Source organism: Bacillus sp. FSL R5-0523, assembly GCF_037975295.1.
Taxonomy (GTDB): Bacteria; Bacillota; Bacilli; order Bacillales; family Bacillaceae; genus Bacillus; species Bacillus subtilis.
In genome coordinates this window covers 232,129-257,827 of sequence record NZ_CP150251.1, presented here as the reverse complement: position 1 = coordinate 257,827, position 25,699 = coordinate 232,129, and the positions used below count along the sequence as shown (strand labels likewise).

At 44.6% G+C, this 25,699-nt stretch carries 26 protein-coding genes; 9 read left to right on the top strand and 17 right to left on the bottom strand.

What is annotated here, in order from left to right; translation table 11 throughout:
- Nucleotides 1-5: 5 nt before the first annotated feature.
- The gene (gene mmuM, locus NYE53_RS01430) at nucleotides 6-953 is read left to right on the top strand and encodes a homocysteine S-methyltransferase (RefSeq protein ID WP_339246836.1); all 948 of its coding nucleotides are present in this window, start codon (nucleotides 6-8) and stop codon (nucleotides 951-953) included.
- A gap of 119 nt (nucleotides 954-1,072) precedes the next feature.
- Entirely contained in the window at nucleotides 1,073-2,485 is a 1,413-nt protein-coding gene (mmuP, locus tag NYE53_RS01425; RefSeq protein WP_339246833.1) for an S-methylmethionine permease, read from the top strand.
- A gap of 36 nt (nucleotides 2,486-2,521) precedes the next feature.
- On the opposite strand, the gene NYE53_RS01420 is transcribed toward mmuP, so the two are convergent.
- From NYE53_RS01420 to gamR, 3 genes are all read right to left on the bottom strand, one after another.
- Nucleotides 2,522-3,592: a branched-chain amino acid aminotransferase gene (locus NYE53_RS01420; protein ID WP_339246829.1), complete on the bottom strand. Its 1,071-nt coding sequence runs from the start codon at nucleotides 3,590-3,592 to the stop codon at nucleotides 2,522-2,524.
- 209 nt (nucleotides 3,593-3,801) lie between these two features.
- The gene (locus tag NYE53_RS01415; protein ID WP_032724827.1) at nucleotides 3,802-4,077 is read right to left on the bottom strand and encodes a DUF1648 domain-containing protein; all 276 of its coding nucleotides are present in this window, start codon (nucleotides 4,075-4,077) and stop codon (nucleotides 3,802-3,804) included.
- A gap of 33 nt (nucleotides 4,078-4,110) precedes the next feature.
- Nucleotides 4,111-4,818 (bottom strand): transcriptional regulator GamR, encoded by a 708-nt coding sequence (gene gamR, locus NYE53_RS01410; RefSeq protein WP_003234841.1) that lies wholly within the window; start codon nucleotides 4,816-4,818, stop codon nucleotides 4,111-4,113.
- A 220-nt stretch (nucleotides 4,819-5,038) separates the two neighbouring features.
- Here gamR and nagB point away from each other — a divergent pair, with 220 nt between their 5' ends.
- From nagB to gltP, 3 genes are all read left to right on the top strand, one after another.
- The gene (gene nagB / locus NYE53_RS01405; RefSeq protein ID WP_251233390.1) at nucleotides 5,039-5,788 is read left to right on the top strand and encodes a glucosamine-6-phosphate deaminase; all 750 of its coding nucleotides are present in this window, start codon (nucleotides 5,039-5,041) and stop codon (nucleotides 5,786-5,788) included.
- 20 nt (nucleotides 5,789-5,808) lie between these two features.
- Nucleotides 5,809-7,704, top strand: a complete 1,896-nt coding sequence (gene ptsG, locus NYE53_RS01400) for a glucose-specific PTS transporter subunit IIBC (RefSeq protein WP_339246826.1) — start codon at nucleotides 5,809-5,811, stop codon at nucleotides 7,702-7,704.
- A 144-nt stretch (nucleotides 7,705-7,848) separates the two neighbouring features.
- Nucleotides 7,849-9,093, top strand: coding sequence for a glutamate-aspartate/proton symporter GltP (gene gltP, locus NYE53_RS01395; RefSeq protein ID WP_014478694.1), 1,245 nt, complete (start codon nucleotides 7,849-7,851; stop codon nucleotides 9,091-9,093).
- A gap of 35 nt (nucleotides 9,094-9,128) precedes the next feature.
- Here gltP and NYE53_RS01390 read toward each other — a convergent pair whose 3' ends face one another.
- The 11 genes from NYE53_RS01390 to purT all read right to left on the bottom strand — a co-directional run bounded on the left by NYE53_RS01390 (nucleotide 9,129) and on the right by purT (nucleotide 18,738).
- Nucleotides 9,129-10,097 (bottom strand): rhodanese-related sulfurtransferase, encoded by a 969-nt coding sequence (locus NYE53_RS01390; protein ID WP_003246287.1) that lies wholly within the window; start codon nucleotides 10,095-10,097, stop codon nucleotides 9,129-9,131.
- A 167-nt stretch (nucleotides 10,098-10,264) separates the two neighbouring features.
- Entirely contained in the window at nucleotides 10,265-11,185 is a 921-nt protein-coding gene (locus NYE53_RS01385) for an AraC family transcriptional regulator (RefSeq protein WP_339246823.1), read from the bottom strand.
- 107 nt (nucleotides 11,186-11,292) lie between these two features.
- Nucleotides 11,293-12,633 (bottom strand): erythromycin esterase family protein, encoded by a 1,341-nt coding sequence (locus NYE53_RS01380; protein ID WP_339246821.1) that lies wholly within the window; start codon nucleotides 12,631-12,633, stop codon nucleotides 11,293-11,295.
- A gap of 104 nt (nucleotides 12,634-12,737) precedes the next feature.
- Nucleotides 12,738-13,016 (bottom strand): hypothetical protein, encoded by a 279-nt coding sequence (locus NYE53_RS01375; RefSeq protein WP_339246818.1) that lies wholly within the window; start codon nucleotides 13,014-13,016, stop codon nucleotides 12,738-12,740.
- A 54-nt stretch (nucleotides 13,017-13,070) separates the two neighbouring features.
- A complete protein-coding gene (locus NYE53_RS01370) occupies nucleotides 13,071-13,862 on the bottom strand; it encodes a phosphatidylserine decarboxylase (protein ID WP_003234858.1) in 792 nt (263 codons plus the stop codon).
- A complete protein-coding gene (locus NYE53_RS01365; protein ID WP_003234861.1) occupies nucleotides 13,855-14,343 on the bottom strand; it encodes a DedA family protein in 489 nt (162 codons plus the stop codon). The genes NYE53_RS01370 and NYE53_RS01365 overlap by 8 nt, the downstream gene beginning before the upstream one ends.
- Nucleotides 14,334-14,867, bottom strand: coding sequence for a CDP-diacylglycerol--serine O-phosphatidyltransferase (gene pssA, locus NYE53_RS01360; RefSeq protein ID WP_009966430.1), 534 nt, complete (start codon nucleotides 14,865-14,867; stop codon nucleotides 14,334-14,336). The genes NYE53_RS01365 and pssA overlap by 10 nt, the downstream gene beginning before the upstream one ends.
- A gap of 200 nt (nucleotides 14,868-15,067) precedes the next feature.
- On the bottom strand, nucleotides 15,068-15,952 hold the full coding sequence (gene cesB, locus NYE53_RS01355) for an enantioselective carboxylesterase CesB (RefSeq protein ID WP_339246815.1): 885 nt from the start codon (nucleotides 15,950-15,952) through the stop codon (nucleotides 15,068-15,070).
- A 170-nt stretch (nucleotides 15,953-16,122) separates the two neighbouring features.
- Entirely contained in the window at nucleotides 16,123-16,521 is a 399-nt protein-coding gene (locus NYE53_RS01350; RefSeq protein ID WP_133953762.1) for a YbfJ family protein, read from the bottom strand.
- A complete protein-coding gene (gene mpr / locus NYE53_RS01345; protein ID WP_015252930.1) occupies nucleotides 16,484-17,425 on the bottom strand; it encodes an extracellular metalloprotease Mpr in 942 nt (313 codons plus the stop codon). Before mpr ends, NYE53_RS01350 begins: the two co-directional genes overlap by 38 nt.
- 143 nt (nucleotides 17,426-17,568) lie before the next feature.
- The gene (gene purT, locus NYE53_RS01340) at nucleotides 17,569-18,738 is read right to left on the bottom strand and encodes a phosphoribosylglycinamide formyltransferase 2 (protein WP_284690819.1); all 1,170 of its coding nucleotides are present in this window, start codon (nucleotides 18,736-18,738) and stop codon (nucleotides 17,569-17,571) included.
- A gap of 215 nt (nucleotides 18,739-18,953) precedes the next feature.
- Here purT and NYE53_RS01335 point away from each other — a divergent pair, with 215 nt between their 5' ends.
- The 3 genes from NYE53_RS01335 to NYE53_RS01325 all read left to right on the top strand — a co-directional run bounded on the left by NYE53_RS01335 (nucleotide 18,954) and on the right by NYE53_RS01325 (nucleotide 21,451).
- Nucleotides 18,954-19,781: an AraC family transcriptional regulator gene (locus NYE53_RS01335; protein ID WP_339246810.1), complete on the top strand. Its 828-nt coding sequence runs from the start codon at nucleotides 18,954-18,956 to the stop codon at nucleotides 19,779-19,781.
- Entirely contained in the window at nucleotides 19,778-20,698 is a 921-nt protein-coding gene (locus NYE53_RS01330) for a DMT family transporter (RefSeq protein ID WP_047182008.1), read from the top strand. The genes NYE53_RS01335 and NYE53_RS01330 overlap by 4 nt, the downstream gene beginning before the upstream one ends.
- A gap of 324 nt (nucleotides 20,699-21,022) precedes the next feature.
- On the top strand, nucleotides 21,023-21,451 hold the full coding sequence (locus NYE53_RS01325; RefSeq protein ID WP_339246807.1) for a hypothetical protein: 429 nt from the start codon (nucleotides 21,023-21,025) through the stop codon (nucleotides 21,449-21,451).
- A 33-nt stretch (nucleotides 21,452-21,484) separates the two neighbouring features.
- Here the strand turns inward: NYE53_RS01325 and NYE53_RS01320 are convergent, their stop codons facing one another.
- From NYE53_RS01320 to NYE53_RS01310, 3 genes are all read right to left on the bottom strand, one after another.
- On the bottom strand, nucleotides 21,485-22,735 hold the full coding sequence (locus tag NYE53_RS01320) for an MFS transporter (protein WP_339248470.1): 1,251 nt from the start codon (nucleotides 22,733-22,735) through the stop codon (nucleotides 21,485-21,487).
- Complete coding sequence (locus NYE53_RS01315) at nucleotides 22,732-23,649, bottom strand: helix-turn-helix domain-containing GNAT family N-acetyltransferase (protein ID WP_339246804.1); 918 nt, start codon at nucleotides 23,647-23,649, stop codon at nucleotides 22,732-22,734. The genes NYE53_RS01320 and NYE53_RS01315 overlap by 4 nt, the downstream gene beginning before the upstream one ends.
- Nucleotides 23,650-23,740: 91 nt before the next feature.
- The gene (locus tag NYE53_RS01310; protein ID WP_123374001.1) at nucleotides 23,741-23,989 is read right to left on the bottom strand and encodes a YbeF family protein; all 249 of its coding nucleotides are present in this window, start codon (nucleotides 23,987-23,989) and stop codon (nucleotides 23,741-23,743) included.
- 296 nt (nucleotides 23,990-24,285) lie between these two features.
- Between NYE53_RS01310 and glpT the strand changes: the two genes are divergently transcribed.
- Nucleotides 24,286-25,620: a glycerol-3-phosphate transporter gene (glpT, locus tag NYE53_RS01305; protein WP_003246460.1), complete on the top strand. Its 1,335-nt coding sequence runs from the start codon at nucleotides 24,286-24,288 to the stop codon at nucleotides 25,618-25,620.
- Nucleotides 25,621-25,699 lie beyond the last annotated feature (79 nt).

Genomic DNA, 25,699 nt, shown 5'->3' with positions numbered 1-25,699 from the left:
ATTCTATGAATCCTATCCAACACATACTAGATACATACCCGCTTATTGTGCTAGACGGCGCCATGGCGACCGAGCTTGAACGCAAGGGCTGTAATTTGAATGACAGTCTGTGGTCGGCAAAAATCCTGATGGAAGAGCCAAATCTGATTAAACAAGTACATACTGATTATTTCGCGGCAGGCGCCGATTGTGCAATCACTGCCAGCTATCAGTCTACATTTGAAGGCTTTGCCGCACGCGGGCTGAGCGAAGCGGAAGCACGCCGGCTCATCGAGTTGTCCGTCAGCATCGCAGCTGAAGCACGTGATGAATTTTGGTCGCTTGAAGAGAACCGTTTGAATCGGCCAAAACCGATCATTGCGGCTTCTGTAGGCCCTTATGGCGCTTATCTTGCAGACGGGTCTGAGTATCGCGGCAACTACGCAATATCAGAAGATGAACTGATTGAATTTCATCGTCCCCGGATGAAGGCGCTGATTGAAGCCGGAGTTGATGTTTTGGCATGCGAAACGATTCCGTGTCTGACTGAAGCCAAAGCGATTGTTCGGCTGTTGAAGGAATTTCCTGAAACGTATGCATGGATCAGCTTCAGTGCTAAAGACGGCCTGCATATCAGTGACGGAACACCTGCAGCTGACTGCGCATCGTGGCTTGATGGACACCGCCAAATTGCAGCGCTCGGCATCAACTGTACGCCGATTCAGCATATCCCTTCCTTGATAGAGGAGTTAAAAAAGAACACGTCAAAACCGATCATTGTCTACCCGAATTCAGGTGAGCAATATGATCCGGAAACAAAAACGTGGAACGGCGCAGCATGCGCAGAATCTTACGGGACGAGCGCCCGCACCTGGCATGAAAAAGGGGCGAGGCTGATTGGCGGCTGCTGCCGGACAAAACCCGAAGATATTCAAGAAATTGCGGCTTGGGCCCGCTCTTTAAAAACAACTTGACTTATCGGAATAGTTTGTATATTCTAACTTAAAGCCGGTTCGTCGGCGTCTCGTGTCACTTTCTGACATGAGATTTTTTATTAGGAGGAAATAAATCGCTGATAGAAAGTTGGAAAAAGATGAACTCTGCCCACAACAAGAATGAGACAACCTTTCAGAGAAGTATGAAAAGCCGGCACCTCTTTATGCTTTCCTTGGGAGGTGTCATCGGAACCGGGCTGTTTTTAAGCTCAGGTTATACCATTCAGCAAGCAGGCCCGGCCGGAACGATACTCGCCTACTTAGTCGGGGCCGGCATCGTCTATCTGGTCATGCTATGCCTCGGTGAGCTGTCAGTCGCCATGCCTGTGACCGGCGCCTTTCACACCTATGCAGCCAGATACATAGGGCCGGGCACCGGATTTACGGTCGCTTGGCTGTACTGGCTGACATGGACCGTGGCATTGGGATCAGAATTCACAGCAGCCGGCCTGTTAATGCAGCGCTGGTTCCCTCATACATCGGTTTGGATGTGGAGTGCCGTCTTTGCGCTGTTCATTTTCTTGCTTAACGCATTTTCGGTTAAGTTTTTCGCTGAATCAGAATTTTGGTTTTCCAGCATCAAAGTATTAGCCATTGTATTATTTATTCTTTTAGGCGGCTCTGCCATGTTTGGCATCATTCCGATCAAAGGCGGAGAAGCCGCTCCGATGCTGTCCAACTTCATGGCGGAAGGCGGGCTTTTTCCAAATGGATTTGTCCCGATTTTGATGACGATGCTGTCCGTCAATTTTGCCTTTTCGGGAACGGAACTGATCGGAATCGCAGCCGGTGAAAGCGTTGATCCTGACAAGACAATACCAAAAGCGATTAAAACAACGGTCTGGCGTCTCTCACTCTTCTTTGTCGGAACAATTTTTGTGCTGTCAGGGCTGATTCCGATTCAAGATGCAGGTGTCATCAAAAGCCCGTTTGTCGCTGTCTTTGACAGAGTCGGTGTACCATACGCAGCCGATATCATGAACTTTGTTATCCTGACAGCGATCCTGTCAGCGGCTAATTCCGGACTCTACGCTTCTTCCCGGATGCTGTGGTCTTTATCAAAAGAAAAAACGCTTCATCCGACATTTGCAAAGCTGACATCAAAAGGAACCCCGTTTAACGCGCTGGTGTTCAGCATGATCGGCGGCATTCTGTCGTTGCTGTCCAGCGTATTTGCGCCAGACACTGTATACGTTGTGCTCGTGTCGATTTCCGGTTTTGCTGTAGTTGTCGTGTGGATGGGTATCGCTGCTTCTCAATTCATGTTCAGAAAACGTTATATCGAAGCGGGAAACAAGGTTACTGATTTGAAATACAGAACCCCTTTGTATCCGTTCGTGCCGATTGCCGCGTTCCTGTTATGCCTGGCTTCCGTTGTTGGCATTGCCTTTGATCCGAATCAAAGAATCGCACTCTATTGCGGTGTTCCGTTTATGGCCATTTGCTATGCAATGTATTATGTAAAGAACCGCAAAAGCCAGCCGAATGCTGATATGACTCATTCAAAATAAAAAGAACCTGCCTTCGGGCAGGTTCTTTTTCGATTTTCACACTTCCACTGTCCAGTTAAACGGGCCTTTCACCTTTCCAAGCTGAATATCTGTTATCGTTTCATACAGCTTTTTTGATAGCTCCCCGATTTGCCCGTCGCCTACAATCACCGTTTTTCCATGAATGTTGAGTTCACCGACAGGCGTAACGACGGCTGCCGTGCCTGTGCCGAAGACCTCTGTCAATTCTCCGCGTGCAGAGGCCGCATACACCTCATCAATCGATATTCTCTCTTCACGAACCGGAATGCCCCAGCTTCGAATCAGTTCAATAGCAGACGCACGTGTCACCCCGCTTAAAATGCTTCCGCTTAAAGCAGGTGTGACAGTTTCCCCGTTTATGACGAAAAAGATGTTCATGCTCCCTACTTCTTCCACATATTTCTTTTCAATGGCGTCCAGCCACAGCACCTGGTCATAGCCCAGCTCATTCGCTTTCCGCTGTGCCTGAAGACTGGCGGCATAGTTCCCAGCCGTTTTTGCAAATCCGACTCCGCCGTTGACCGCCCGCACATACTCATCTTCGACATAGATTCTAACCGGCTTCAGCTGATCGTCGCCATAATAGGAGCCGACAGGCGAAAGCACGATCATAAATGTATAGCTCCTGGATGCCTTCACACCGAGACTCGGTTCTGTGGCAATGACAAAAGGACGAATATACAGTGACGTTCCTTTTTTCTTTGGAACCCAATCTTTCTCCAGCTCAACTAATTGTGTCAATGCCTCAAGCACCAGCTCTTCGTCTAAAGGGGGCATGCTCATGCGCTCACACGATCTGTTCAGCCGTTTGATATTTTGATCCGGACGGAACAGGAGCACCCTGCCATCCTCTGTTCTGTATGCTTTTAATCCTTCAAAAACAGCCTGGCCGTAATGAAAAACAGATGAAGACGGATCGAGCGTAAGCGGTGCGTACGGTGCAATTCTTGGATGATGCCATCCAATTCCCTCTTCGTAGTCCATCACAAACATATAATCTGTAAAATATTGTCCAAACCCCAAGGAAGACGGGTCGGGCTTTTCCTTATAATATACAGTTTTTTCTCGTTCGATAAGCTTATTCAATCTGATCAGCACACCTTTCATATAATTGTTTAAATATTCAGTCTTTTTAAGGCTGCAAAAAACATACAGCCCTTCCTTTCATGATACGCCGCTTCACACCTATAAATTTCAGAATATTCTTTAGGATCATCAGCTATTATACACCACATTCATTGTCAGATGAAGCTGAAATTAAAGAAAAACAGCCAGTTTTATTCTGGCTGTTTGATTTAGACCGCTAAACAAAGGACGACAATGTGGCAAATCAGCAAAATATACACTGCGAATACAAATTGCCAATTGATCTTCCGCGCCCATGCAAACACCACCATCAAAACAGGCAGCATCACAGTCCCCGCCAGCTTGTTAACCGTCAGATCCGGACTGTTCGCAACATCATAATGAATCGGCATCTGCGTCGGCAGAAAAGGGTAAAATACAATTGAAAAGATGAATGCAGCAATCACTGCTCCCCACAGCACTTTTCCATTCGTAAATAAAAACATAGAACCACCATTCCCTTCTTAAAACACATTGCTTTATGAATGATATGACTGTTCTACGGTGAATTTCGTTCGGTCTCCCCGGGTAATAATTTGCGCATATTCCACCACTTCTTCATTTTTATCATAGGTAAGGGATTCTGATAAAAACGCAGGCGCTCCGACATTGGTTAATAAGTGGCCGCTGATCGTTTCATCCGTTAAAATCGGTTCGATCGATTCCGTGCCCCTGCTGATTTCAATATTGTATTTTGTCCTTAACAATTCAAACAGCGAGCCGGTGCATTCCTCCTGCGCCAGCCCCGGTGCCGCCTTCCAGGGAATATATGAGGTATGATACTGCAAAGGTTCCCCCTCGGCGTATCTGACTCTGACAAGCTTGTTGACAGGTTCATTCTCTTTCATTTTCAAAAGCTCGGCAATGGAGTGATCGGCAGGAATCACCACAAGCTCAAGCACTTTTGATTCAGAACGAAGGCCTCTCATTTGTTCTGCAAAGCTCGTAATCTTATGCGGAATCGGCGTTTGTATTTTTGCCGCCGATACAAATGTCCCTTTTCCTTGAATTCTTTTAATATATCCCTCAAGCTCCAGCTGCTGCAGAGCCAGTCTCACAGTTGTTCTGCTGACATCATATTGTTCGCAAAACTCACTCTCTGTCGGCAGCTGATCATTCGCCTGATATTTGCCCGATTTAATTAACTCAATGATTTTAAACTTGATAACAGAATATAAAGCTGTCATTTCATTCTCCCCATTCTGTGTATGCAATCCGTTCTTTTTCATTGAGATCATAATACCATTTGCCATCCCAATATGAAAGATTTGTATCCTTCTTTTATAACAAATTTTCAGAAATTAATATTGACAGTTTGATAAGGGCGGTGCTAAATTCGTAATGACAAGTCTCATAAATTGGTCATAACAAATATGGTGCTTGTCTATCTCTTTGAGGGGGTGTCACATGAAGATTCTGATCGCCGAGCACTACGAAGAACTCTGTAAGTTAAGCGCTGCCATTATTAAAGAACAAATACAAGCTAAGAAAGATGCCGTTCTCGGTCTGGCAACAGGAAGCACACCGGTCGGCTTGTATAAGCAGTTGATTTCAGACTATCAGGCAGGCAAAATTGATTTTTCAAAGGTTACTACATTTAATTTGGATGAATACGCTGGTCTCTCTCCATCTCATCCGCAAAGTTATAACCACTTTATGCATGAGCATCTATTTCAGCATATCAATATGCAGCCTGATCATATTCATATCCCGCAAGGAGACAACCCGCAGCTTGAGGCGGAATGCAAAGTATACGAGGATCTCATCCGCCAAGCGGGAGGCATTGATGTCCAAATTCTCGGCATCGGCGCCAATGGCCATATCGGTTTCAATGAACCGGGATCTGATTTTGAGGACCGGACACGTGTTGTGAAGCTCTCGGAAAGCACGATACAGGCAAATGCCAGATTCTTCGGCGGTGATCCGGTGCTGGTGCCGAGACTCGCGATTTCAATGGGCATTAAAACCATCATGGAATTCAGCAAACATATTGTGCTTTTAGCAAGCGGCGAGGAAAAAGCAGACGCTATTCAAAAGATGGCTGAAGGTCCTGTCACGACAGAAGTACCAGCCTCCATTCTTCAAAAACACAATCATGTAACCGTTATCGCCGATTATAAAGCAGCTCAAAAATTAAAGAGTGCACCATGCTCATAAAACAATAAAAGGAGACTGTCATGTTTAAAAAGGCATTTCAAATTCTGCAGCAGCTTGGCCGCGCGTTGATGACTCCGGTTGCCGTCCTGCCGGCAGCAGGTCTTTTGCTCCGTTTCGGAGACAAGGATTTACTGAACATCCCTATTATAAAGGACGCGGGCGGCGTTGTATTCGATAATCTCCCGCTGATTTTCGCCGTGGGGGTCGCGATCGGATTAGCCGGCGGAGAAGGTGTAGCCGGACTTGCCGCTGTCATCGGATACTTAATTTTAACCGTCACCCTCGACAATATGGGAAAATTACTCGGCCTTCAGCCTCCGTATGAAGGAGCCGAGCACCTGATTGATATGGGGGTTTTCGGAGGAATCATCATCGGGCTTCTCGCCGCCTATTTATATAAGCGATTTTCATCAATCGAGCTGCATCCGGTCCTTGGATTTTTCTCTGGAAAACGCTTTGTCCCGATTATTACTTCCGTCAGTTCATTGGTGATCGGTGTCATTTTCTCATTCGTTTGGCCGCTGATCCAAAATGGAATTAACGCAGCCAGCAGTTTAATTGCCGATTCAACAGTCGGACTGTTCTTTTATGCAACGATCTATCGTTTGCTGATTCCTTTTGGCCTGCATCATATTTTTTATACACCTTTCTATTTTATGATGGGAGAATACACAGACCCATCAACAGGCAACACCGTAACCGGCGACCTGACAAGGTTTTTCGCGGGAGACCCGACAGCCGGGCGCTTTATGATGGGGGATTTCCCTTACATGATTTTCTGTCTGCCGGCAGTTGCTCTTGCCATTATCCATACCGCGCGTCCGGAAAAGAAAAAAATGATCTCCGGCGTGATGATTTCTGCGGCGCTCACATCTATGCTGACCGGAATTACAGAGCCGGTTGAGTTTTCTTTCTTGTTCGTTGCGCCCGTGCTCTATTTGATTAATTCTATTCTTGCCGGCGTCATCTTTGTCGTTTGTGATTTATTCCATGTCCGCCACGGCTATACGTTCTCAGGCGGGGGAATTGACTACGTCTTGAACTACGGACTGTCTACAAACGGCTGGGTTGTCATTCCTGTCGGGATCGTGTTTGCTTTCATTTATTATTATTTGTTCCGATTTGCGATTCTGAAATGGAATTTGAAAACACCCGGCCGTGAGACAGATGAAGACGGTCAGAATGAGGAGAAAGCTCCAGTTGCAAAAGACCAGCTTGCATTTCACGTGCTGCAGGCCTTGGGCGGACAGCAAAATATCGCTAACCTGGATGCATGTATCACAAGGCTTCGTGTGACCGTTCATCAGCCAAGCCAAGTCAGCAAGGATGAATTAAAACGGCTTGGTGCAGTAGGTGTGCTGGAGGTCAACAACAACTTCCAGGCAATATTCGGAACCAAGTCCGATGCCTTAAAAGACGACATCAAAACAATCATGGCCGGTGGCGTCCCTTCCACCGCCGCCGCGCTGGACACGGTAACTGACAAACCGCTGAAGCCCGATTCCGGTGAGACCTTTATTTATCCGATTAAAGGAGAAACAGTCTCTTTAGGGGATGTGCCTGATCAAGTCTTTTCAGAAAAAATGATGGGCGAGGGATTTGCGATTATTCCATCAGAAGGAAAAGTTGTTGCACCTGCGGACGGCGAGATCGTCTCGATTTTTCCGACAAAACACGCCATCGGTTTTATGAGCGCCGGCGGCACTGAAATCCTGATTCATGTCGGCATCGATACCGTCAAACTGAATGGGGAAGGCTTTAAAGCACATGTCACAAGCGGACAAGCCGTCAAACAAGGCGAACTGCTTCTCACCTTTGATCTCAATTACATCAAGCAGCATGCCGCTTCAGCCATAACACCGGTTATTTTCACAAATACCTCTGAAGAAGATCTAAAGCACATTCAAATGAAGTAAAAAAGTCCCCCCTGCTGCGGGGGACTTTTTCGCCAACATAATGAAAGCGCTATCAAAATAAAATAACTTGAAAAAAGGTGTTTGCATTTGAATCACGAATGATATGAATATGCCTACATTCTATCATTCTAAAGGGGGATTCATTTGAAAAAATTAATCGCGTTTCAAATTTTAATCGCTTTGGCTGTCGGCGCGGTGATCGGCCACTTTTTTCCTGATTTCGGGATGGCACTGAGACCTGTCGGAGATGGATTTATCCGCCTGATTAAAATGATTGTTGTGCCGATTGTGTTTTCTACCATTGTCATTGGAGCCGCAGGAAGCGGAAGCATGAAAAAAATGGGCAGTCTCGGCATCAAGACGATCATTTGGTTCGAAGTGATTACAACGTTGGTATTAGGGCTTGGACTTTTATTAGCGAATGTCTTAAAACCAGGTGTCGGGCTTGACCTCTCCCATTTGGCAAAAAAAGATATTCATGAACTTTCCGGCTACACAGACAAAGTTGTTGATTTCAAGCAAATGGTCCTGGATATTATCCCTACAAACATTATTGATGTCATGGCCAGAAATGATTTGCTTGCTGTTATTTTCTTCGCCATTTTATTTGGTGTCGCCGCGGCTGGTATCGGCAAAGCTTCTGAACCAGTGATGAAGTTCTTTGAATCTACAGCTCAGATTATGTTCAAGCTCACACAAATCGTCATGGTCACTGCTCCTATCGGCGTGTTAGCCCTGATGGCTGCTTCTGTAGGCCAATATGGCATTGAACTCCTCCTCCCTATGTTTAAGCTGGTTGGCACCGTATTCCTTGGCCTGTTCCTGATCCTCTTTGTCCTCTTTCCGCTTGTCGGTCTCATCTTTCAGATTAAGTATTTCGAAGTATTGAAAATGATATGGGATCTGTTTTTAATTGCATTTTCCACCACAAGCACTGAAACCATTCTCCCTCAGCTGATGGATAGAATGGAGAAATACGGCTGTCCCAAACGAGTGGTATCATTTGTCGTTCCCTCCGGCTTGTCATTGAACTGTGACGGCTCCAGCTTATATTTATCGGTTTCTTGTATCTTTCTCGCACAGGCCTTTCAAGTAGACATGACATTGTCCCAGCAGCTGCTCATGATGCTTGTGCTTGTGATGACCAGTAAAGGCATTGCAGCTGTACCCTCAGGATCGCTTGTAGTTCTTCTGGCGACTGCCAATGCTGTAGGACTGCCGGCTGAAGGCGTTGCCATTATCGCGGGTGTTGACCGCGTCATGGACATGGCGAGAACAGGCGTGAACGTACCGGGACATGCGATCGCCTGTATCGTGGTATCAAAATGGGAAAAGGCCTTCCGCCAAAAAGAATGGGTTTCCGCAAACAGCCAAACCGAAAGCATATAGAAAAAAGAACACCTCAATCCGAGGTGTTCTTTTTATTATTCAGCAGCAGCGTGATCTTCTGTTTCAATCGCTGCCAGTCTTGCGTTTACTTCTTCTTCTGTCATATTATGCTCTTTCACATACAGGTTTCTTGGGTTCGTGCGGCATTCGTGGCTGCAGCTGCGCATATATTTATACTCATTTTCCGGTGTGCATATCATTTTTTTATTGCAAGATGGATTTGCGCAGTTCACATAACGCTCACACGGTTCTCCTGTAAAGTAGTCCTTGCCGACAATCACATGCTCGACACGGTTGACAGGCACGCTGATTCTTTCATCAAATACGTAGCACTGGCCGTCCCAAAGCTTGCCTTGCACTTCAGGATCTTTTCCGTATGTCACGATTCCGCCGTCAAGCTGTGCTACATCTTCAAAGCCTTGCTTCACCAGCCATCCTGAAAACTTTTCACAGCGCACGCCGCCTGTACAGTACGTTAAAATCTTTTTGCCTTCAAGCATATCTTTGTGTTCTTCGATCCATTCAGGTAATTCACGGAAGGCTTCGATGTCAGGACGGACCGCACCTCTGAAATGGCCAAGGTCATACTCGTAATCGTTACGCGCGTCGATGACAATTGTGTTTGGATCCTGCATCTTCTCATAAAATTCTGCAGGCTTCAAATGCTGACCTGTTGTTTCGTTCGGATCGACATCATCTTCAAGACGAAGCGTTACAAGCTCTTTTTTATGGCGGACGAAGATTTTTTTGAAGGCATGGCCTTCTGCTTCATCAATTTTAAATACCATGTCCGCAAAACGAGGATCAGCTTTCATTGTTTCCATATATTTTTCAGTCTGTTCAACCGTACCTGATACCGTACCGTTAATTCCTTCAGAAGAAACAAGGATACGGCCTAACAAACCAAGCTCCTTACAAAAAGCCAGATGCTGCTCTCTAAACGCCTCTGGATCTTCAATCGGAACATATTTATAGTAAAGTAATACTCTGTATTGTTTTTCCATGTTTTAAACACCCTGTTCAATTATAGTTAGTTGCTATGCACACTCTTACTATATCATACAGGAAAATGCCGCAAAGATGAACAGATCCGCCCAGACTGATAAAAATATCCAAGCTCTTACAAACCTAAGCGGCACAAGGGTTTATTAATAACAAATAGTATTTTCCATTAACTTACTAATAAAAGTAGTTGTCTGAAAACTATTTTTTGTAGTTCCTCTTCAAAAGATAAATTTACCGGTTCATCTAAAAGTTCTCCCGGCATTTCAAGGTTTGTTGAAGGAACGCTCTCATCTACCTCTTCAAAAACAACATGATCCATCCACACCTGACCCGGCCCAGATAATTGAACGCCAAAAGATATCACAGCGCTATTTTCTGGGACATCTAAAACGATAGCATAATGATTCCAATTGGTTGTTCCGGTAATAGGTCTGTTGCTCATATTATCAAATTGGAGAACATCATCAGCAGCACTGTCAACCCGCATCCAAAGTGAGGCAAAATGCTGCACCCCCTTTGTTTTGATAAAACTTGATAGACGAAGCCTTTTTCCTAGATAGCGATCTGCTTTGAATTGCTGCATCATCGTCGCAAATTCACCGATATCCTGCACCATCGTTGACTTTAAATACCCTGAAGCTTTTCCCTGATGTACATTTTCCCGGTCAATCCCCATTTCAAATTGGAACGGATGGCTCCCGCTCAATACCCAGCCTTTCATTTTTTTCTCCATGTAAGATTCCTCCTTTTTTGAAGTAAAGCGTTTCATAAATGTTCGGTATGCTCCTGGCGGCATGTGATACATCTTTTTGAACGTCCTCGTAAATGCTTCTTGAGATTCAAACTGATAATACAAAGCAATATCGATAATACGATGATCTGTATAAAGCAAAGCTGCCGCCGCATTCGCAAGACGTCTTAACCGAATATAAGAAGCAACCGACATGCCGACTTCTTTTTGAAAAATCCGATGAAAATGGAATTTTGAAAAGCTTGAAACGTTAACAATATCCTCGTTTGATATTTGCTCATGTAAATGTGATTCAATCCAATTGATTGTTTTCTGGACAGCTTTTTCATAATACATTGCACGCTCCAATCTCCTTTCTGTTTTAGAATAATGGATCACGGATTATATGTTTTGATTATTTTTGCGATATGTAAAAATCCCCTGTTTACCACAGGGGACATCGCTCACTTGATAATGACTGACGGCGTGATATGCTCCAGCCAAATGACACCGTCATATTGTTCCTTAAGGATCATCTGCTCTTCCATGTACCCCCAATAGAGCGCAGTCCGCGGGGTATACATCCACGAAGTGCCTTTCTTGTTTTTTGTATGGAGAAAATCAACAAAAACAACTGGATGATCCGCAGCTTTCAGCAAAGCTTCAAGACTTCCAGACGGCGGCGGGCTTGTAACCGGCATAACCGTCTTATTATCAGAACTATCCAGACTTGCACCTGAGTAAGCATAAATGCCAATCGTATATGTTTGTTTTTTCAGCCGCTCCGGCAAATAATCACCCATGTTAGGGCCGTTTAGCTGTACCCAGTCCTTTATCATCTTCGTATTCTGTTTGCGTAGATGGTAATTGTGGCCCCAGACAATGATTTTCTTTTTCGGATAAAGGGTGTCAGCTACCCACTGAAATTGTTCAGCCATCATGCGGTCTCTCATAAAGAATGAAAAATCCTCAATATTCTCCGGATACTCCTCTAGTTTTTCTTTCATTTCTTCCAGCATATACGTTTCCATTACGTCAATTCTTAGCTGAAGAGACCGCATAAACATCTCATAAGCTTTCGGCTCTTTTGGAAGGTTTTCTTTTAGCTCTGAAGCATGTGTTTCAGCGAACTTGATCAGCTTCTGATAGTTTTTCACAAGCTTTTCCTTCTTTTGCGAAAATTCATCAAACGTATTGCTGTCTGTCACTAATGTTGAAAAATTATTTTCTGATTGGGAGAGCAACTCTGCTTTCTCAGGGTCCACCGCTTTTACCCATTGAGTCGCAGCATCCTTGAATGAATTCTTCATGCTTTGAATATCAAAACCGGTAAGGATCAGCGGATCGCCTTTCTCTTTTTGCTCTTTCATGTAATCAAACAATTCAACGACATCTTCTGTGTGCCATACAGCGTAAATGGAGTTTTTCATCGTGCTTTTAGGGGTTAATTGGTCCATATTAAGGTAAGATGCATTTGTATCAGGAAAGCCAGACTCAAATGCCAATACATCGTATCCCAGCTCTTCGTGGAGGTATTTGATCATTCTGACCTTTGTGGCATTCATTTCGCCAGCGCCATGTGTCGTTTCTCCTAACTGAACGATTCGTTTCCCTTTCAGCACCTTCTTCAGAAAGCGAAGGTCTTTGTTTGAAGCATCGGAAGTATCCAGTGGCTGTGCATGTCGTTTAATCCATGAATCCCAGTATTTTTCTTCAGAAGCAGCACGGGCAGAGGCTGAAAAAGAAGAAAACGCCAGACAAACGATCAGCAGCGGCAGGGTCATTCTCACTATCATTCGTTTCAATTCTATCTCTCCTTTTCTGCTAGGTTCTCTAGTCATTACGAGATAGATATAGAAAAAGTTTCCTTTTACTGCCAACAAAAAAAGCTTCTCTGTTGAAAGAAGCTTTAGCTGGATTCTCTCATCACCTGATGAAAGTAAAACCGATACGTATTTCGTAAAAATGTCTCAACCGGAAGCTGCACATCCGCTTGGTATTTGCTGATGATGAATGGAAACCGCTCGATTCCTTTGTCGCGTAAATTGTTCGCTTGTTCATCATCTATTGCCTTCTCATGCAAAACCGCTTCAACGATCGGCCAGCACACTTCTCGCACTTGCCGAAGGATGGCTTCATCTCCGTTGTTCTGATAATCTGTAATCCAGCTGATGATTTGTTTCTCCATGAATCTCACCTTTCTTCAAAAAAAGAGGCGCTGCGTTTATGCAAGCTCCTCTTTTTACTCTTCGTAACCTATCAGTTCTCCGACTTGGACTTCTTGGCCTTCTGCTAAATGGGCGGACGGCTGGAACGCGTCTTTTTCAAAAATCAAAATGACGGTTGACCCGAATGAAAAGTATCCCAGCTCTTCGCCGATCTCCAATTCAGCACGGGTGCTCGTCTGCACGATAGAATTAATATTCATCGCGCCGACAGGAATCATCAGGACATTTCGGCTGCCGCTATTCAGCTCGTACACAAACCGGTAATTTTTCGACAGCACATCCTTCCCGTATTTTAAGCCTAATTGATTTACCGGGTATGAGCGATTTCCGAGCTCGGCCAGCTTTTGATACCTGCAGCTGATCGGAGAATGGAAACGGTGATAATGCCTCGGGCTTAGATACAGCACGACGAAGTAACCGCCATTGTATTGATGGTCTGCGCTTTTACAGCCGGTCAGCTCAGCGAATGAGTAATCTTTCCCCTTCACCGTAAAGGTTTGATTCGGGTTGATGATTCCTACCGTCTGAACCACACCGTCAACAGGGCTGACCACCGCATGCGCCTCTTTTGATACAGGGCGCCGCTCCAGATTTATTTGTCGAATGAACAATTCGGACAGCGATCCGTAATCAGCAGCCGTACCGTCCACATCATCCCAATTCAGCCGAAAATGTTTTGAGAAAAGCGGAATGACCGGTTTGCTGATTTTTGACTCGCAAAATCCTTTAATCAGATAGGATGACAGACGATGATTCGTCAGCTCTATCAATGATCGATACAGAATCTTTACAGCCGTATTAAACATGAATAATCCCTATAACCCTTCCGATTGTAATAAAAACAAAGCACCATAAAAAAGCGCCGATTGCCGCAAACGCAACATACGTTTTCAGATCCATTTTGCCGATCCCCGAAAAGTAGCACGTCACATGTCTGACGCCGGGAATAAAATAACCTAAAATAAGAGAATATGGACCGTATTTCTTCATCCACTTCTCCACTTTCATCATTCTTTTTTCTTTTAAGCCGACCCACTTGCCGTACTTGTCGATAAACGGGCGTCCGGCTTTTCTGCCAATCATGTAGCTGATCAGCATACCTAACAAAGCCCCGACAAAACTGATCAATATCGAAAGCTCATAATTCAATACATCGGTATGCGTGAAATAGCCAACAACGGTCATCATCACTTCATCTGGAATCGGCAATCCTACAATCCCTAATACCAGCATCAAAAAAATAGCGAGATAACCGTAATCCGCTATGAGCTGCTGAACTAATTCCATCTCCCGGACTCCAGATTTTCTGCCGCATGTTTTTTAAAATGAGGGAATTTTATTTTACTCACCATCAAATATGAAAGTCCGCAAGTGCCGATTGCCAGAAGGATCGGGTTATAGGTGAAGCTTAGAATAACGAGACACATGCCCGCAAACGGAATCGGCATACCGATAAATGTCGGGAGCTTGCTTTGTTCAATGTTAAATTTAGAGAGGCGAAGCATTCCGCAAATGCTGTACGTCAATGCGCATAAGATCCCGATAAATGGCAGGGTATACAACGCGACACTGTAAGCAAGCATAGAAGGAGCCACCCCAAACGTAACCAGATCGGCAAACGAATCCAGTTCTCTCCCCATATCAGAAACGGCATTCAGCTTACGAGCAGCCATCCCGTCAAAGAAATCAAGGAACATGCCTGTAAAAATAAAAAGCACTGCTGAATGAATGTTGTGATATAGCAAGGAATGAATCGCCAGCAATCCGCAAATGAAGTTTCCTATCGTAATCATACAGGGGATGTAATTCACAGTGTAACCAAACCTCCAATTGTAAAACCATCTATATTATTTGACGATAGTGATCGAATAGCGTTACAGGAAAAATTTTTCTCCAATAAGCATGATAACATAGAATGCTCCCAAAAAAAGCAGCATTCAAATTCTATTATTATACAACATTTGTTACCTTTTGAAAAATGAATGCCAATCTTTTCATGTTCCTTACTATTTTATCCCCCGCATAAAAAGGACAAGACGCGTTGATTGACGTACTCTGGCTGCTCCAGAGATAACAGATGTCCGGCGTTCTTTACGATTTCAGCCTGAATTCCCGGCACCAATACCGATGCCCGCTCAAAGGCCATTTGCTGATGGTACATGACCTCGTGCTCACCGAACATCAGAAGTACCGGGACTTGTATTGATTTCAATTCCTGGTCTGTGAACACGTACGGAAAGCCGTTTTCTGTCGGCTTCAGGCTCCTTTGCTCATCCTGCCATTCCACGCCCGCCACAATTTGTCTTTGCAGTAAAGGATGCAGATCATATCTGTTATCTGTGATCCACTTGATATATGATTCAGCTCCTCTTGCCCCTGTAAGCTCTGCAGCGTATTTATAGACATCCGGATGAAATGAAATAAACGCTTCAGCGGGACTCATAACAACCGCTCGCTCTACTCTTTCAGGCGCGCGGAGTAAGAAATTCACGATATGGGACCCGCCAAGCGAAAGGCCGGCCAGGTGTGCCGTCTCAAGTCCAAGAGAATCAAAGACATCTTTCATCCATTCTGCAAAATCAGCTCTCGTTTCCATGGCTGCTGATGGTATACTTTTATTTTTGTCTCCTATTATATCGACCGCATATGTACGAAATTGACTGCTCCACGCTGCGATATTCGGATACCACATCGCAGAGCTGAAAAGGCCTCCGTGAAGCAAAATGAGCGAAGGTGCGTCCTTTGGCCCACTTGCAATGATATGTGTTTTTCCAAAACGAGTAGAAACATAGAATGCTTCCGACTCAATCGGCCACAAAGAAAGGCTTTGATCATATGCCTGGTAAAAGCGCAGACCACTTTCAACCGCGGCAAACTGCATTGAATCTTGTATCATCTTCTTCTTTTTCCTCCGGGTATGATTAATATAAAATAAAGGATAACGCCCCTTTTGTCTCGTAAGAAAAAATACCTATTTCTTATTATCTCACATAATAAATTTCCAGTATATAGTTTGGTTTCCTGCAATAAATAAAAAAGGCAGTTCCCTTAAAATCAAGGAAACTGCTATTCTTTGAAGACTAATGGAATGGCATGATCGTTTTTATCCTCTGTTAACGAGATGTGATGGGTTACTGATGTTTCACCCTTCGTCAACGCGACTGAGTAATCGCCTTTTCTGCCGGTATCCCATTTGATATCTCCGTTTTTGTCTGTTTTACCGAGTATCTCGCCAATCTCTGTACTCGGCTCCTCATCTGAAGAGGGCGCTTTGACAATCGTCACTTGAACCCCTTCGACCGGCAACCCCTTAGCATCCTCCACATGAAGAGTGACAGGAATAGTCGTTTCTTTTTGAGAAGAATGCGTCTGCGAACTGCACCCGCATAAAAACAAAATAGACATGAATATGGCTAGTTTGCTGTATTTATTGATTTGCCCAATATTGAATATTGTTGAATACATCGTTCGTCACCCTTGTTCCCAAGTTATATGACGATCCTCCGTTCGTGTGAATGGCAATAGCTGTCTGCCCTGTATCACTGTAGTTTCGATAAACAGGCGAGCCGCTTTGGCAGCCGTACGTATCGGTTGTATAGGTCAGCTTATACGTTTCAGCGGAGCGAATCGGCTTTGTATCAGACCACATCGTGCCAAAGGTTTTGTCACACGGGAATCCTGTCACTGACGAGGAAAGGCCCACGGGACTGCTGCTGTTTGTAGTCCGGTAGCCGTACCAGCCAACCGTGTTTCCAGGAGAACCGTTTAATTTAATAGCTCCGTAATCATAATTGGTGTCTTTGCTTTCCGTCCATCCTTTGACGGAGTAAAACATCGTGCCTGAATAAGTACCGTACGGATATGACGAACCATTGCGGCCCGGCGCGGCGGTTATCGTCGAAGCCCATCCATGATCCTGGCTGTACACACAATGTCCAGCCGTGACGACTGTATTTGGATTGACTAAAAATCCGGTACATCCATAAGTGCTTGAAGTGTTGGGATACTTGATTGACAATTGAACGGTTGCTCTATATGGAAAAGATGTCGTGCTGGAGATTCTGGTGCGTTCATCAGTTCCGATAATGCTCGAAGGCTGTAAGGTTTGAATATTTTTCTCCAGTTCCGTTTGGCCGCCGTATAACGATTTACTTGTTTTTCCGGTTCCCTCATAAGGGGCGGAAACCTGTTCTGCTTTTGACGTTTGGTTTTTCGTAGCATCAGCTTCTTTACCGGTATTCGATACAGAAGTTTGCGGGTTCTCTGCCGCTTTTGCCGGTACGCCAAAAGAAACCGCTGCTGCCAAAGCCAAACACAAAACCGTTAAGTAAGCGAACCATTGTTTTCTGAATCTTGGAACTAATTTCATTTTGTCATCTCCCTCCTTTAGTGTCAACCACCCGTATCGATGGAAGACTTTTACATTATAATCAGGTTTCTGATTCTTATGATAAAACTTTTATGGAGGAAGAAAAAAACAGGCCTTGTACCATGACAAGGCCTGCTCAAACTCTATTTTATCGTTAGCTGGTCCAACGCTTTCTTAGCATTCTCTCTTGCCGTTTCAACTGTATCAGCAGCAGAAAGCGCAACTGCCATACGACGTCCGGCTTTCGTTATCGGCTTTCCAAAGACGCGCACTTGAGTCTTTGGGACTGCCAGTGCGTTTTCCAATCCTTCAACAGTGTAATCCGCTAATTCTTCCGGCGCTTTGAGGGGCCTGCTGGCGCCAGGAGAAAGCTGTGTGATTTCTGTAATCGGAAAGCCGAGAATCGCCCGGACATGCAGCGCAAATTCTGACAAATTTTGCGTCACCAGCGTGACAAGACCCGTATCATGCGGACGAGGAGATACCTCACTGAAATATACCCTATCTTTCGCAAGGAACAGCTCAACACCAAACAGACCGTATCCGCCAAGCTCATCCGTGATCGTTTTTGCAATATGCTTCGCTTCTTCTATTTGCTGCTCTGTCATATCATGCGGCTGCCATGATTCGATATAATCCCCGTCCTTTTGCACATGACCGATTGGCTCGCAAAATGCCGTACCGTTAACCGCACGGACGGTTAAGAGTGTGATTTCTGATTCGAATGGGATAAACTCCTCAACGATCACGCGGCCGTTTTTCACCCGTCCGCCTTCCATCGCCGTCTCCCAGCAGCTCTCTAAATCCGCTTCAGAGCGGCAGATACTTTGGCCTTTTCCAGAAGAACTCATCAATGGTTTAACGACACAAGGAAAACCGATCTGTGCTGCCGCTTGTATAAATTCATCATATGTATTCGCAAATTCATAGCCAGCCGTCGCAAGTCCAAGCGTTTCCGCCGCAAGCCGTCTGATGCCTTCCCGATCCATCGTCAGCTTGGCCGCACGGGCATTCGGGATGACGTGAAATCCTTCCTCTTCAAGCTTCAGCAATTCATCCGTCGCGATCGCCTCCACCTCAGGCACAATCAAATCCGGCTTTTCTTTCTCAATAATGGTTCTGATCTGCTCTGGGTCCAGCATATCAACAACATAACTGTTATGCGCGACCTGCATCGCCGGAGCATGCTCGTAACTGTCAACTGCCACCGTCTGTACCCCAAGACGCTGGGCTTCAATCACTACCTCTTTACCTAACTCACCTGAACCTAACAATAAAACCTTCTTTGATTGATACATCTTTGCCCCTCCTATCTGTTCCAAACCATTATAACTGAAATATTTGAAAAATAAATTTTTATTAAAAAAGGGATAATTATTATTGAGGAATGAAATCTTTTAAATTCTTAAACGAAAGCAGACCAATAACGGTCTGCTTTCTCTATTCCTAAACAGCAACATCATACAAGAAATCCCCCTAAATCATGCTACACTTAATCCAAGACCACCACACCGACAGGAGGCATCCCATGCAAAACGAAACCCGCACACTGCAGCTTGACCCACACCTTCATATAGAAGCCTACCGCTTCAAGGGAATTATGCAAAAGTTCCCGAACCACTTTCACGATTATTATGTGATTGGATTTATTGAAAAAGGGCAACGGTATCTGGCCTGTCAGGATCAAGAATATATCATCAATCCAGGTGATCTTCTCCTCTTTAACCCCCGTGACACGCATAGCTGTAAACAGATTGACGGCCGGACGCTTGATTATCGGTGTATCAATGTCATGCCGGATATCATGGAGAAGGCGGTGAAAGAGATTACTGGCGCCGGGCATCTCCCTTATTTCTCCCAGCATGTGTTATTCCGCCATGAGCTGACAGCCAGCCTGCAGGAATTGCATATTTTAATATCCGAGGAAAAACAAGCTTTGCGTAAGGAGGAGCTGTTTCTTCATCTATTAGAGGAGCTGATCCGCCATTATTCAGATGTCACGTTCCTTAGCAGCGTTCCAGAACCATCAGACGAAGTCAAAATGGTTTGTGAATTTTTAGAAGAGCATTATGCCGAAAATGTCACACTCAATGATTTGAGTGAATTAACAGGCTGGAGCAAGTATCATTTATTGCGTTCATTTACAAAACAAAAAGGCATTACCCCTAATAGCTACATGGAAACAATCCGGATTAATCAAGCCAAAAAACTTCTTGAACAAGGGGTAAGGCCGATTGATGCGGCATTTCAGACAGGATTCAGCGATCAGAGCCATATGACGAAGTTTTTTAAACGGCAGGTGGGGCTGACGCCGAAGCAATACATGAAGATTTTTGAAAAGGAGCTTCACAGATGAACATACAAAGAGAAACTTCGGGGCATATCGCAGCCATTGTGACCATTCTGATTTGGGGGACGACCTTTATTTCGACAAAAGTTCTGCTGGCTGACTTCTCTCCAATGGAAATATTATTTTATCGGTTTTTGATGGGCTTTATCGCTCTTATCCTCGTCCGTCCCAACATGATTCCGTTCAGAAATTGGCGGCAGGAGCTGTTGTTTGCCGGGGCTGGTTTATTTGGCGTAACCTTATACTTTCTATTAGAAAATATAGCTCTCACCTATACATACGCATCCAATGTCGGCATGATCGTGTCCATTATTCCGATGATCACTGCGGTGCTGGCCCATTTTCTGCTTGAAGGCGAAAAACTGCGGCTGACTTTTTTCATTGGATTTGGCTCGGCACTGATCGGGCTTTTATTGATTACGTTCAACGGCAATATCGTACTGCGTCTAAATCCACTCGGAGACATCATGGCAGCTGGGGCTGCTCTCGTGTTTGGCGGCTACTCGATATTCATGAAAAAATTAAGCGCTTACGAACACCACATTATCGAGCTGACACAGAGAGTATTTTTGTATGGCCTATTATTTATGGTTCCCGCTTTATTTTTGTTCGACTTCCATTTTGACCTAAGCCGATTTTCATCTGCTTCAAATATACTCAACATGCTTTTCTTAGGGATTGGCGCTTCTGCCCTGTGCTTCGCCACTTGGAATTATTCAGTTGGTGTGCTCGGAGCCGTCAAATCCAGTGCGTATATATACATGGTCCCGGTTATCACAATCGCTGCTTCCGTCCTGATCCTGCATGAAAACATGACATGGATCGCTCTTCTAGGAGGCGCCCTTACGCTTTTAGGCCTCTACATCTCGGAGATGAAACCGAAAGCGAAGCTGATGGAGAATGGATGTAAAATGGATGCTTAACGGCATCTATACACGGGGTGTATGGGCAGACACAAACGGCGCTCACTGTGTTCCAAATCGAGTTTATCAAAATCTATCTAACAGTCTTTGCTTACCGACTGAACTTTATGTAATTCAATAACTCAAACATTGAATACTTTATTTGTACCTTTTTGACGTTACAATATATAACAACGCTACTTCTGGACTTAAAACTTCGATTACATTTAAAAAAGGCCCTGAAGCAGGAGCAGTTGCAGTACTCTACCGTACATTATTAATAGTCTTGATCTCCATGGGTCCTTTTAGAGGACTCATGGAGTTATTCTTATGGGAGGATTCTATATGAAAAGTAATATACATAAATATCAGGAGATCACAAAAAAAATAGAAACTGACTTGTACCCTATCAGTCAAAACGATAATGATTTACTTTTGTACCTAATGAAACAAGACTCTTTCACACTCAACCAAATGAAAGTGTGTTTAATTGAACCACAGCTCACATTCAAACACACTGTCAAAATCGTATTTACAGTAACATTAATAACGTTATATATTTATTTTTTCAGTTCTCATTATAGTGATTTAATAGAAATGGGTGTACAAATGTTTTTTGTGTTAATTGGCCTAATATGGGTATTTGGTGTTTCCCCATTTTCAAGAAAAGTTCAAATTTCTGAACGCTTCAAACAAAAATCCGAAAACGCCCGCATAGTCGGTATGATCGACTTCGTATTAGAACAAAAATACAAAAAAAGCATCTCTGAATAATCCCAAATCAGAGATGCTTATCCTCTGCTCTCATCACTTCTCTACCACAGCCGCACTGTCACGCGTAACCGCAGCTGGCTCCCTCAGCATCACATTCATTACGCTCGCAAGCACGAGCATTCCAATCGACAAATAAAAAGCCAGTGTATACTCACCCGTTACCGTATAGATGACGCCGGGCACATACGCACCTAGTGCCGATCCGATCTGATGGGCGAGTGACAGCCAGCCAATCATGAGGCCAATCGAGTAGTTTTGAAAGTACTGGGTGGCGAGCATTTGAGTCGGTGCTACCGTTGCAAAGTCCACTAATCCAAACAGAATCGCAAAGGCTAAAAGCAAGTAGGGCTCGTGGCTGTAAATAAGAATCACGATCGACAGCGCCCGCACCGCATATAAAAAGCACAGGATTTTCCGGCTGCTCCACCGGTCCGCTACAATTCCGGACAGCAAGATGCCAGCAATATTAAAGCCTGCCAGAAGACTGACAGCAGCACTCGTGACTGTCGTTGAAAAGCCATGATCATGAGAAAACGGAATCAAATGGGTATCCATCAGCCCCACGGTCGTAAAACCACAGATCAAAAACGGAAAAATCAAGAACCAGAATTGCCTCATACGAAACATCCCGGCCACTGAAAGAGCTGTTGTTTTGGGTGCTGTTTCTTTTTCTGATGCAGCCAGTCCGCCTATCGGCTCTGTATTCTTTTCTGAAGGATTGTTCCGCAGCATCAGCAGGGCAGCCGGAAAGACAATCAAGATTAACAGCATTCCCAACACCACAACCGTCAGCTTCCAGCTAAACCAATGGATCAACATGAGTGAGCCGGGAACGAGAAGCATTTGCCCCGCGCCAAAGCCTGCTTCCATGATCCCAAAGGCTAGTCCCCGCTTTTTGCTGAACCAATTGACGACCAATACACTTGCCGCCACATTCGATGCTCCGCCCACTCCAAGCGAGACACCCAGCCCATAAAGCAGAAACAGCTGCCAAGGCGAAGTCACTAGGTATGTTAAGAAAATGCTGACTCCTGTCAGTAACGCACTCCATGCCAAAACAGCCCGGGCACCCCATTTGTCCACAAGCCGACCGATCACAGGCTGTGATATGCCATAAACAATAAAACTCATCGTCGAAATCAGCGAGATGGTGCTTCTATCCATTGAAAATTGCCGTTCCCACGGCTCCACAAACGCACCAAACGACAGCCGCACCCCCTGAACCGCCAATAAGATCAAAAAGGTGACGGAGACGATGATCCACGCATAATGCAGTCTTTTCATGACAGCTCCAAATCCCACCGTTCTTCTGTCAGCTGCTGTCCCCATAATGGCGCTTCTTGTTTTACTTCACTTATCCTGAATCCAAATTTTTCATAGAGCGGACGAGCCTCAGCCATGGTGCTCACCGTCCAAAGGAAAATGCGGTCAAACTTCATGTCTTGGCAGTATGCAACCAGATGCTCCAGCAATTGCGTGCCGAGCCCCCTGCCCCGAAAATCCGCATCAACCAGAAACCATCTGAGCTGGACTGTCTTTTCATCATGCTTGACCAACCCGACAGAGCCGGCAAATTTCCCGCCGCTTTCCGCAACCCATATTTTTTCGATGTCAGCGTCAAATGTCTCCTGAAGATAAGCTAAAAACGTGTCATCCCAACCGTGAGCCTCCGTGTAAAATTGTCTTTGTTTCTCAATAAGGAGTTGAAGATCCTCCGAAAGAAAATAATCTCTAATCGATATCTCTGACGTTCTGGCAGAAAGCGACTGTGAAAGGATCGCTTCAATCTCTGCCATCGCCTCGGCAAGCTTCTGCTGCTCCTTTTGGTTGATTTCCTTCAGCATCAGTTCCACTTGTTCATTGGCTTTCTCCTCCAGCTTTTTATAAATCGTTTTTCCTGTTTCTGTGACAAAAATATAATGGTGGCGAGCGTCATCTTTGCTCCTCTGTTTATAAATCAAATCTTCTTTTTCAAACTGCTTCACAATCCTGCTGACATATCCCCGGTCAAGCCCCAGCTTATCCTGAAGAGCTTTTGCCGTACAATTAGGCGTATTATAAATCTCAAATAAAATCCGTGTTTCTGTTAAGGAAAACGGGCTGTCGTAAATGTGCTCATTAAGGAAACCAAGGACGTTTGTGTAAAATCGATTGAACTTTCTGAATTTTAACCCGACAGATGATTCTCTTGTTTTCAAATCAATCCCCACTTTCTAATATTGTTGACTAAGCCAATTATAATCACATATAGTTGCTTTAGTCAACGATATGTTAGAAAGTGAGGTCTTTTTAATTTCCTGGTTCCTTCCTTTTCCTTACCACAATCAATGTGATATAGGATAAAGCCAGAGAAACCAAGCTATAGACAACAGCCCATCCCAAAAATGATTCATTAAAAATGGTAAAGGTGAGCACAAGAGAAATCACCAAACTAAGCATTGGCATCAGATACGGGTTTTTACAAATACAGGTCCCGACAATCGATAGCAGCATAATTCCTAACGGTAAAATAAAGAATGCGATATCTAATTCATCCACCTTTAAACAGCCTCCCTCCAGATTTTTATGTTACTAGTAAAAAAACATAACTGCATTTAGTAAAAGGATAATATTTACTTCCCTAAGGCTCAATTTAAAAATTACCCGTTTACATTCGCTCCGGACTATGATAATTTAAGAAAGCGCTATCATGATAAGTTAATAGCTTGGATGGAGATGAGGAGAGCCAGGAATCCAACCCCTTTTGACAAGGGGTGTTTTCTGGCTCTTTTTGTTTTTCGGGAAAGGAGGCACGCCACACATCCAGCACAAACAGCAAAGGGGGATAATTGTTAATGCTTAATATATTTAAACCGGCTCCTCATATTGAGAGACTGGATGATTCAAAGATGGATGCGGCATACAAACGGCTCAGACTGCAAGTATTCATTGGTATTTTCATTGGCTACGCAGGCTACTACCTGCTGCGGAAAAACTTTGCCTTTGCCATTCCTTATCTGCAGGAACAGGGATTTTCGAAAACCGAACTGGGTTTGGTGCTGGCCGCTGTGTCCATTGCGTACGGCTTCAGCAAATTCATCATGGGAATGGTGTCTGACCGCTGTAATCCGAGATATTTTCTGGCGACAGGCCTATTTTTATCAGCAATCGTTAATATTCTATTCGTTTCAATGCCTTGGGTGACTTCGAGCGTCACCATCATGTTTATTTTTATGTTTATCAACGGATGGTTTCAAGGAATGGGCTGGCCGCCATGCGGCAGGACGATGGCCCATTGGTTCTCCATAAGTGAACGCGGCACAAAAATGTCGATCTGGAATGTCGCCCATAACATAGGCGGCGGTATTCTTGCTCCGCTTGTCACTCTTGGGATCGCGATGTTCGTCACTTGGAAAAGCGTGTTTTTCTTCCCTGCCATCATCGCCATTATCATTTCATTTTTAATTGTTTTATTGGTTCGTGATACGCCTCAATCCTGCGGACTCCCGCCAATTGAAGAGTATCGGAATGACTATCCAAAACACGCTTTTAAAAATCAGGAAAAAGAATTAACAACAAAAGAAATTCTTTTTCAATATGTGCTGAACAACAAATTTCTTTGGTACATCGCTTTTGCCAATGTATTTGTTTATTTCGTGCGATACGGCGTGGTTGACTGGGCGCCTACTTACTTAACAGAAGCCAAAGGCTTTTCTCCTGAAGACTCACGCTGGTCGTATTTTCTTTACGAATACGCAGGCATACCGGGGACAATCTTGTGCGGCTGGATCAGTGACCGATTCTTCAAAAGCCGCCGGGCACCGGCAGGCGTTTTGTTTATGGCGGGTGTTTTCATTGCCGTATTGGTGTACTGGCTGAATCCGGCCGGCAATCCGCTCGTAGACAATATCGCCCTGATCAGCATTGGCTTCTTAATCTACGGACCTGTTATGCTGATCGGCCTGCAAGCGATCGATCTAGCACCGAAAAAAGCAGCCGGAACTGCAGCCGGTTTAACCGGATTTTTCGGATACATCGGCGGATCCGCTTTCGCAAACGCCATTATGGGCTTTGTCGTTGACCGCTTTAACTGGAACGGCGGCTTTATCATGCTGATCTCTTCCTGCATTCTTGCCATCGTCTTCTTGGCTTTGACGTGGAATACAGGAAAACGGGCAGAGCATGTTTAAGAAAGACACATAAAAGATTAATCGTTTTCCAACACGCCGTTTACATCCGTTTTTTAATATGAAAGACAGGTAGTCTTTA

Bases quoted from the DNA above. Each gene is read 5' to 3' on its own strand.
- mmuM (WP_339246836.1), top strand. From the start codon at position 6: ATGAATCCTATCCAACACATACTAGATACATACCCGCTTATTGTGCTA.
- mmuP (WP_339246833.1), top strand. From the start codon at position 1,073: ATGAACTCTGCCCACAACAAGAATGAGACAACCTTTCAGAGAAGTATG.
- NYE53_RS01415 (WP_032724827.1), bottom strand. From the start codon at position 4,077: ATGTTTTTATTTACGAATGGAAAAGTGCTGTGGGGAGCAGTGATTGCT.
- gamR (WP_003234841.1), bottom strand. From the start codon at position 4,818: ATGACAGCTTTATATTCTGTTATCAAGTTTAAAATCATTGAGTTAATT.
- nagB (WP_251233390.1), top strand. From the start codon at position 5,039: ATGAAGATTCTGATCGCCGAGCACTACGAAGAACTCTGTAAGTTAAGC.
- ptsG (WP_339246826.1), top strand. From the start codon at position 5,809: ATGTTTAAAAAGGCATTTCAAATTCTGCAGCAGCTTGGCCGCGCGTTG.
- NYE53_RS01390 (WP_003246287.1), bottom strand. From the start codon at position 10,097: ATGGAAAAACAATACAGAGTATTACTTTACTATAAATATGTTCCGATT.
- NYE53_RS01385 (WP_339246823.1), bottom strand. From the start codon at position 11,185: ATGTATTATGAAAAAGCTGTCCAGAAAACAATCAATTGGATTGAATCA.
- NYE53_RS01375 (WP_339246818.1), bottom strand. From the start codon at position 13,016: ATGGAGAAACAAATCATCAGCTGGATTACAGATTATCAGAACAACGGA.
- NYE53_RS01370 (WP_003234858.1), bottom strand. From the start codon at position 13,862: ATGTTTAATACGGCTGTAAAGATTCTGTATCGATCATTGATAGAGCTG.
- NYE53_RS01365 (WP_003234861.1), bottom strand. From the start codon at position 14,343: ATGGAATTAGTTCAGCAGCTCATAGCGGATTACGGTTATCTCGCTATT.
- cesB (WP_339246815.1), bottom strand. From the start codon at position 15,952: ATGATACAAGATTCAATGCAGTTTGCCGCGGTTGAAAGTGGTCTGCGC.
- NYE53_RS01350 (WP_133953762.1), bottom strand. From the start codon at position 16,521: ATGTATTCAACAATATTCAATATTGGGCAAATCAATAAATACAGCAAA.
- mpr (WP_015252930.1), bottom strand. From the start codon at position 17,425: ATGAAATTAGTTCCAAGATTCAGAAAACAATGGTTCGCTTACTTAACG.
- NYE53_RS01335 (WP_339246810.1), top strand. From the start codon at position 18,954: ATGCAAAACGAAACCCGCACACTGCAGCTTGACCCACACCTTCATATA.
- NYE53_RS01330 (WP_047182008.1), top strand. From the start codon at position 19,778: ATGAACATACAAAGAGAAACTTCGGGGCATATCGCAGCCATTGTGACC.
- NYE53_RS01325 (WP_339246807.1), top strand. From the start codon at position 21,023: ATGAAAAGTAATATACATAAATATCAGGAGATCACAAAAAAAATAGAA.
- NYE53_RS01320 (WP_339248470.1), bottom strand. From the start codon at position 22,735: ATGAAAAGACTGCATTATGCGTGGATCATCGTCTCCGTCACCTTTTTG.
- glpT (WP_003246460.1), top strand. From the start codon at position 24,286: ATGCTTAATATATTTAAACCGGCTCCTCATATTGAGAGACTGGATGAT.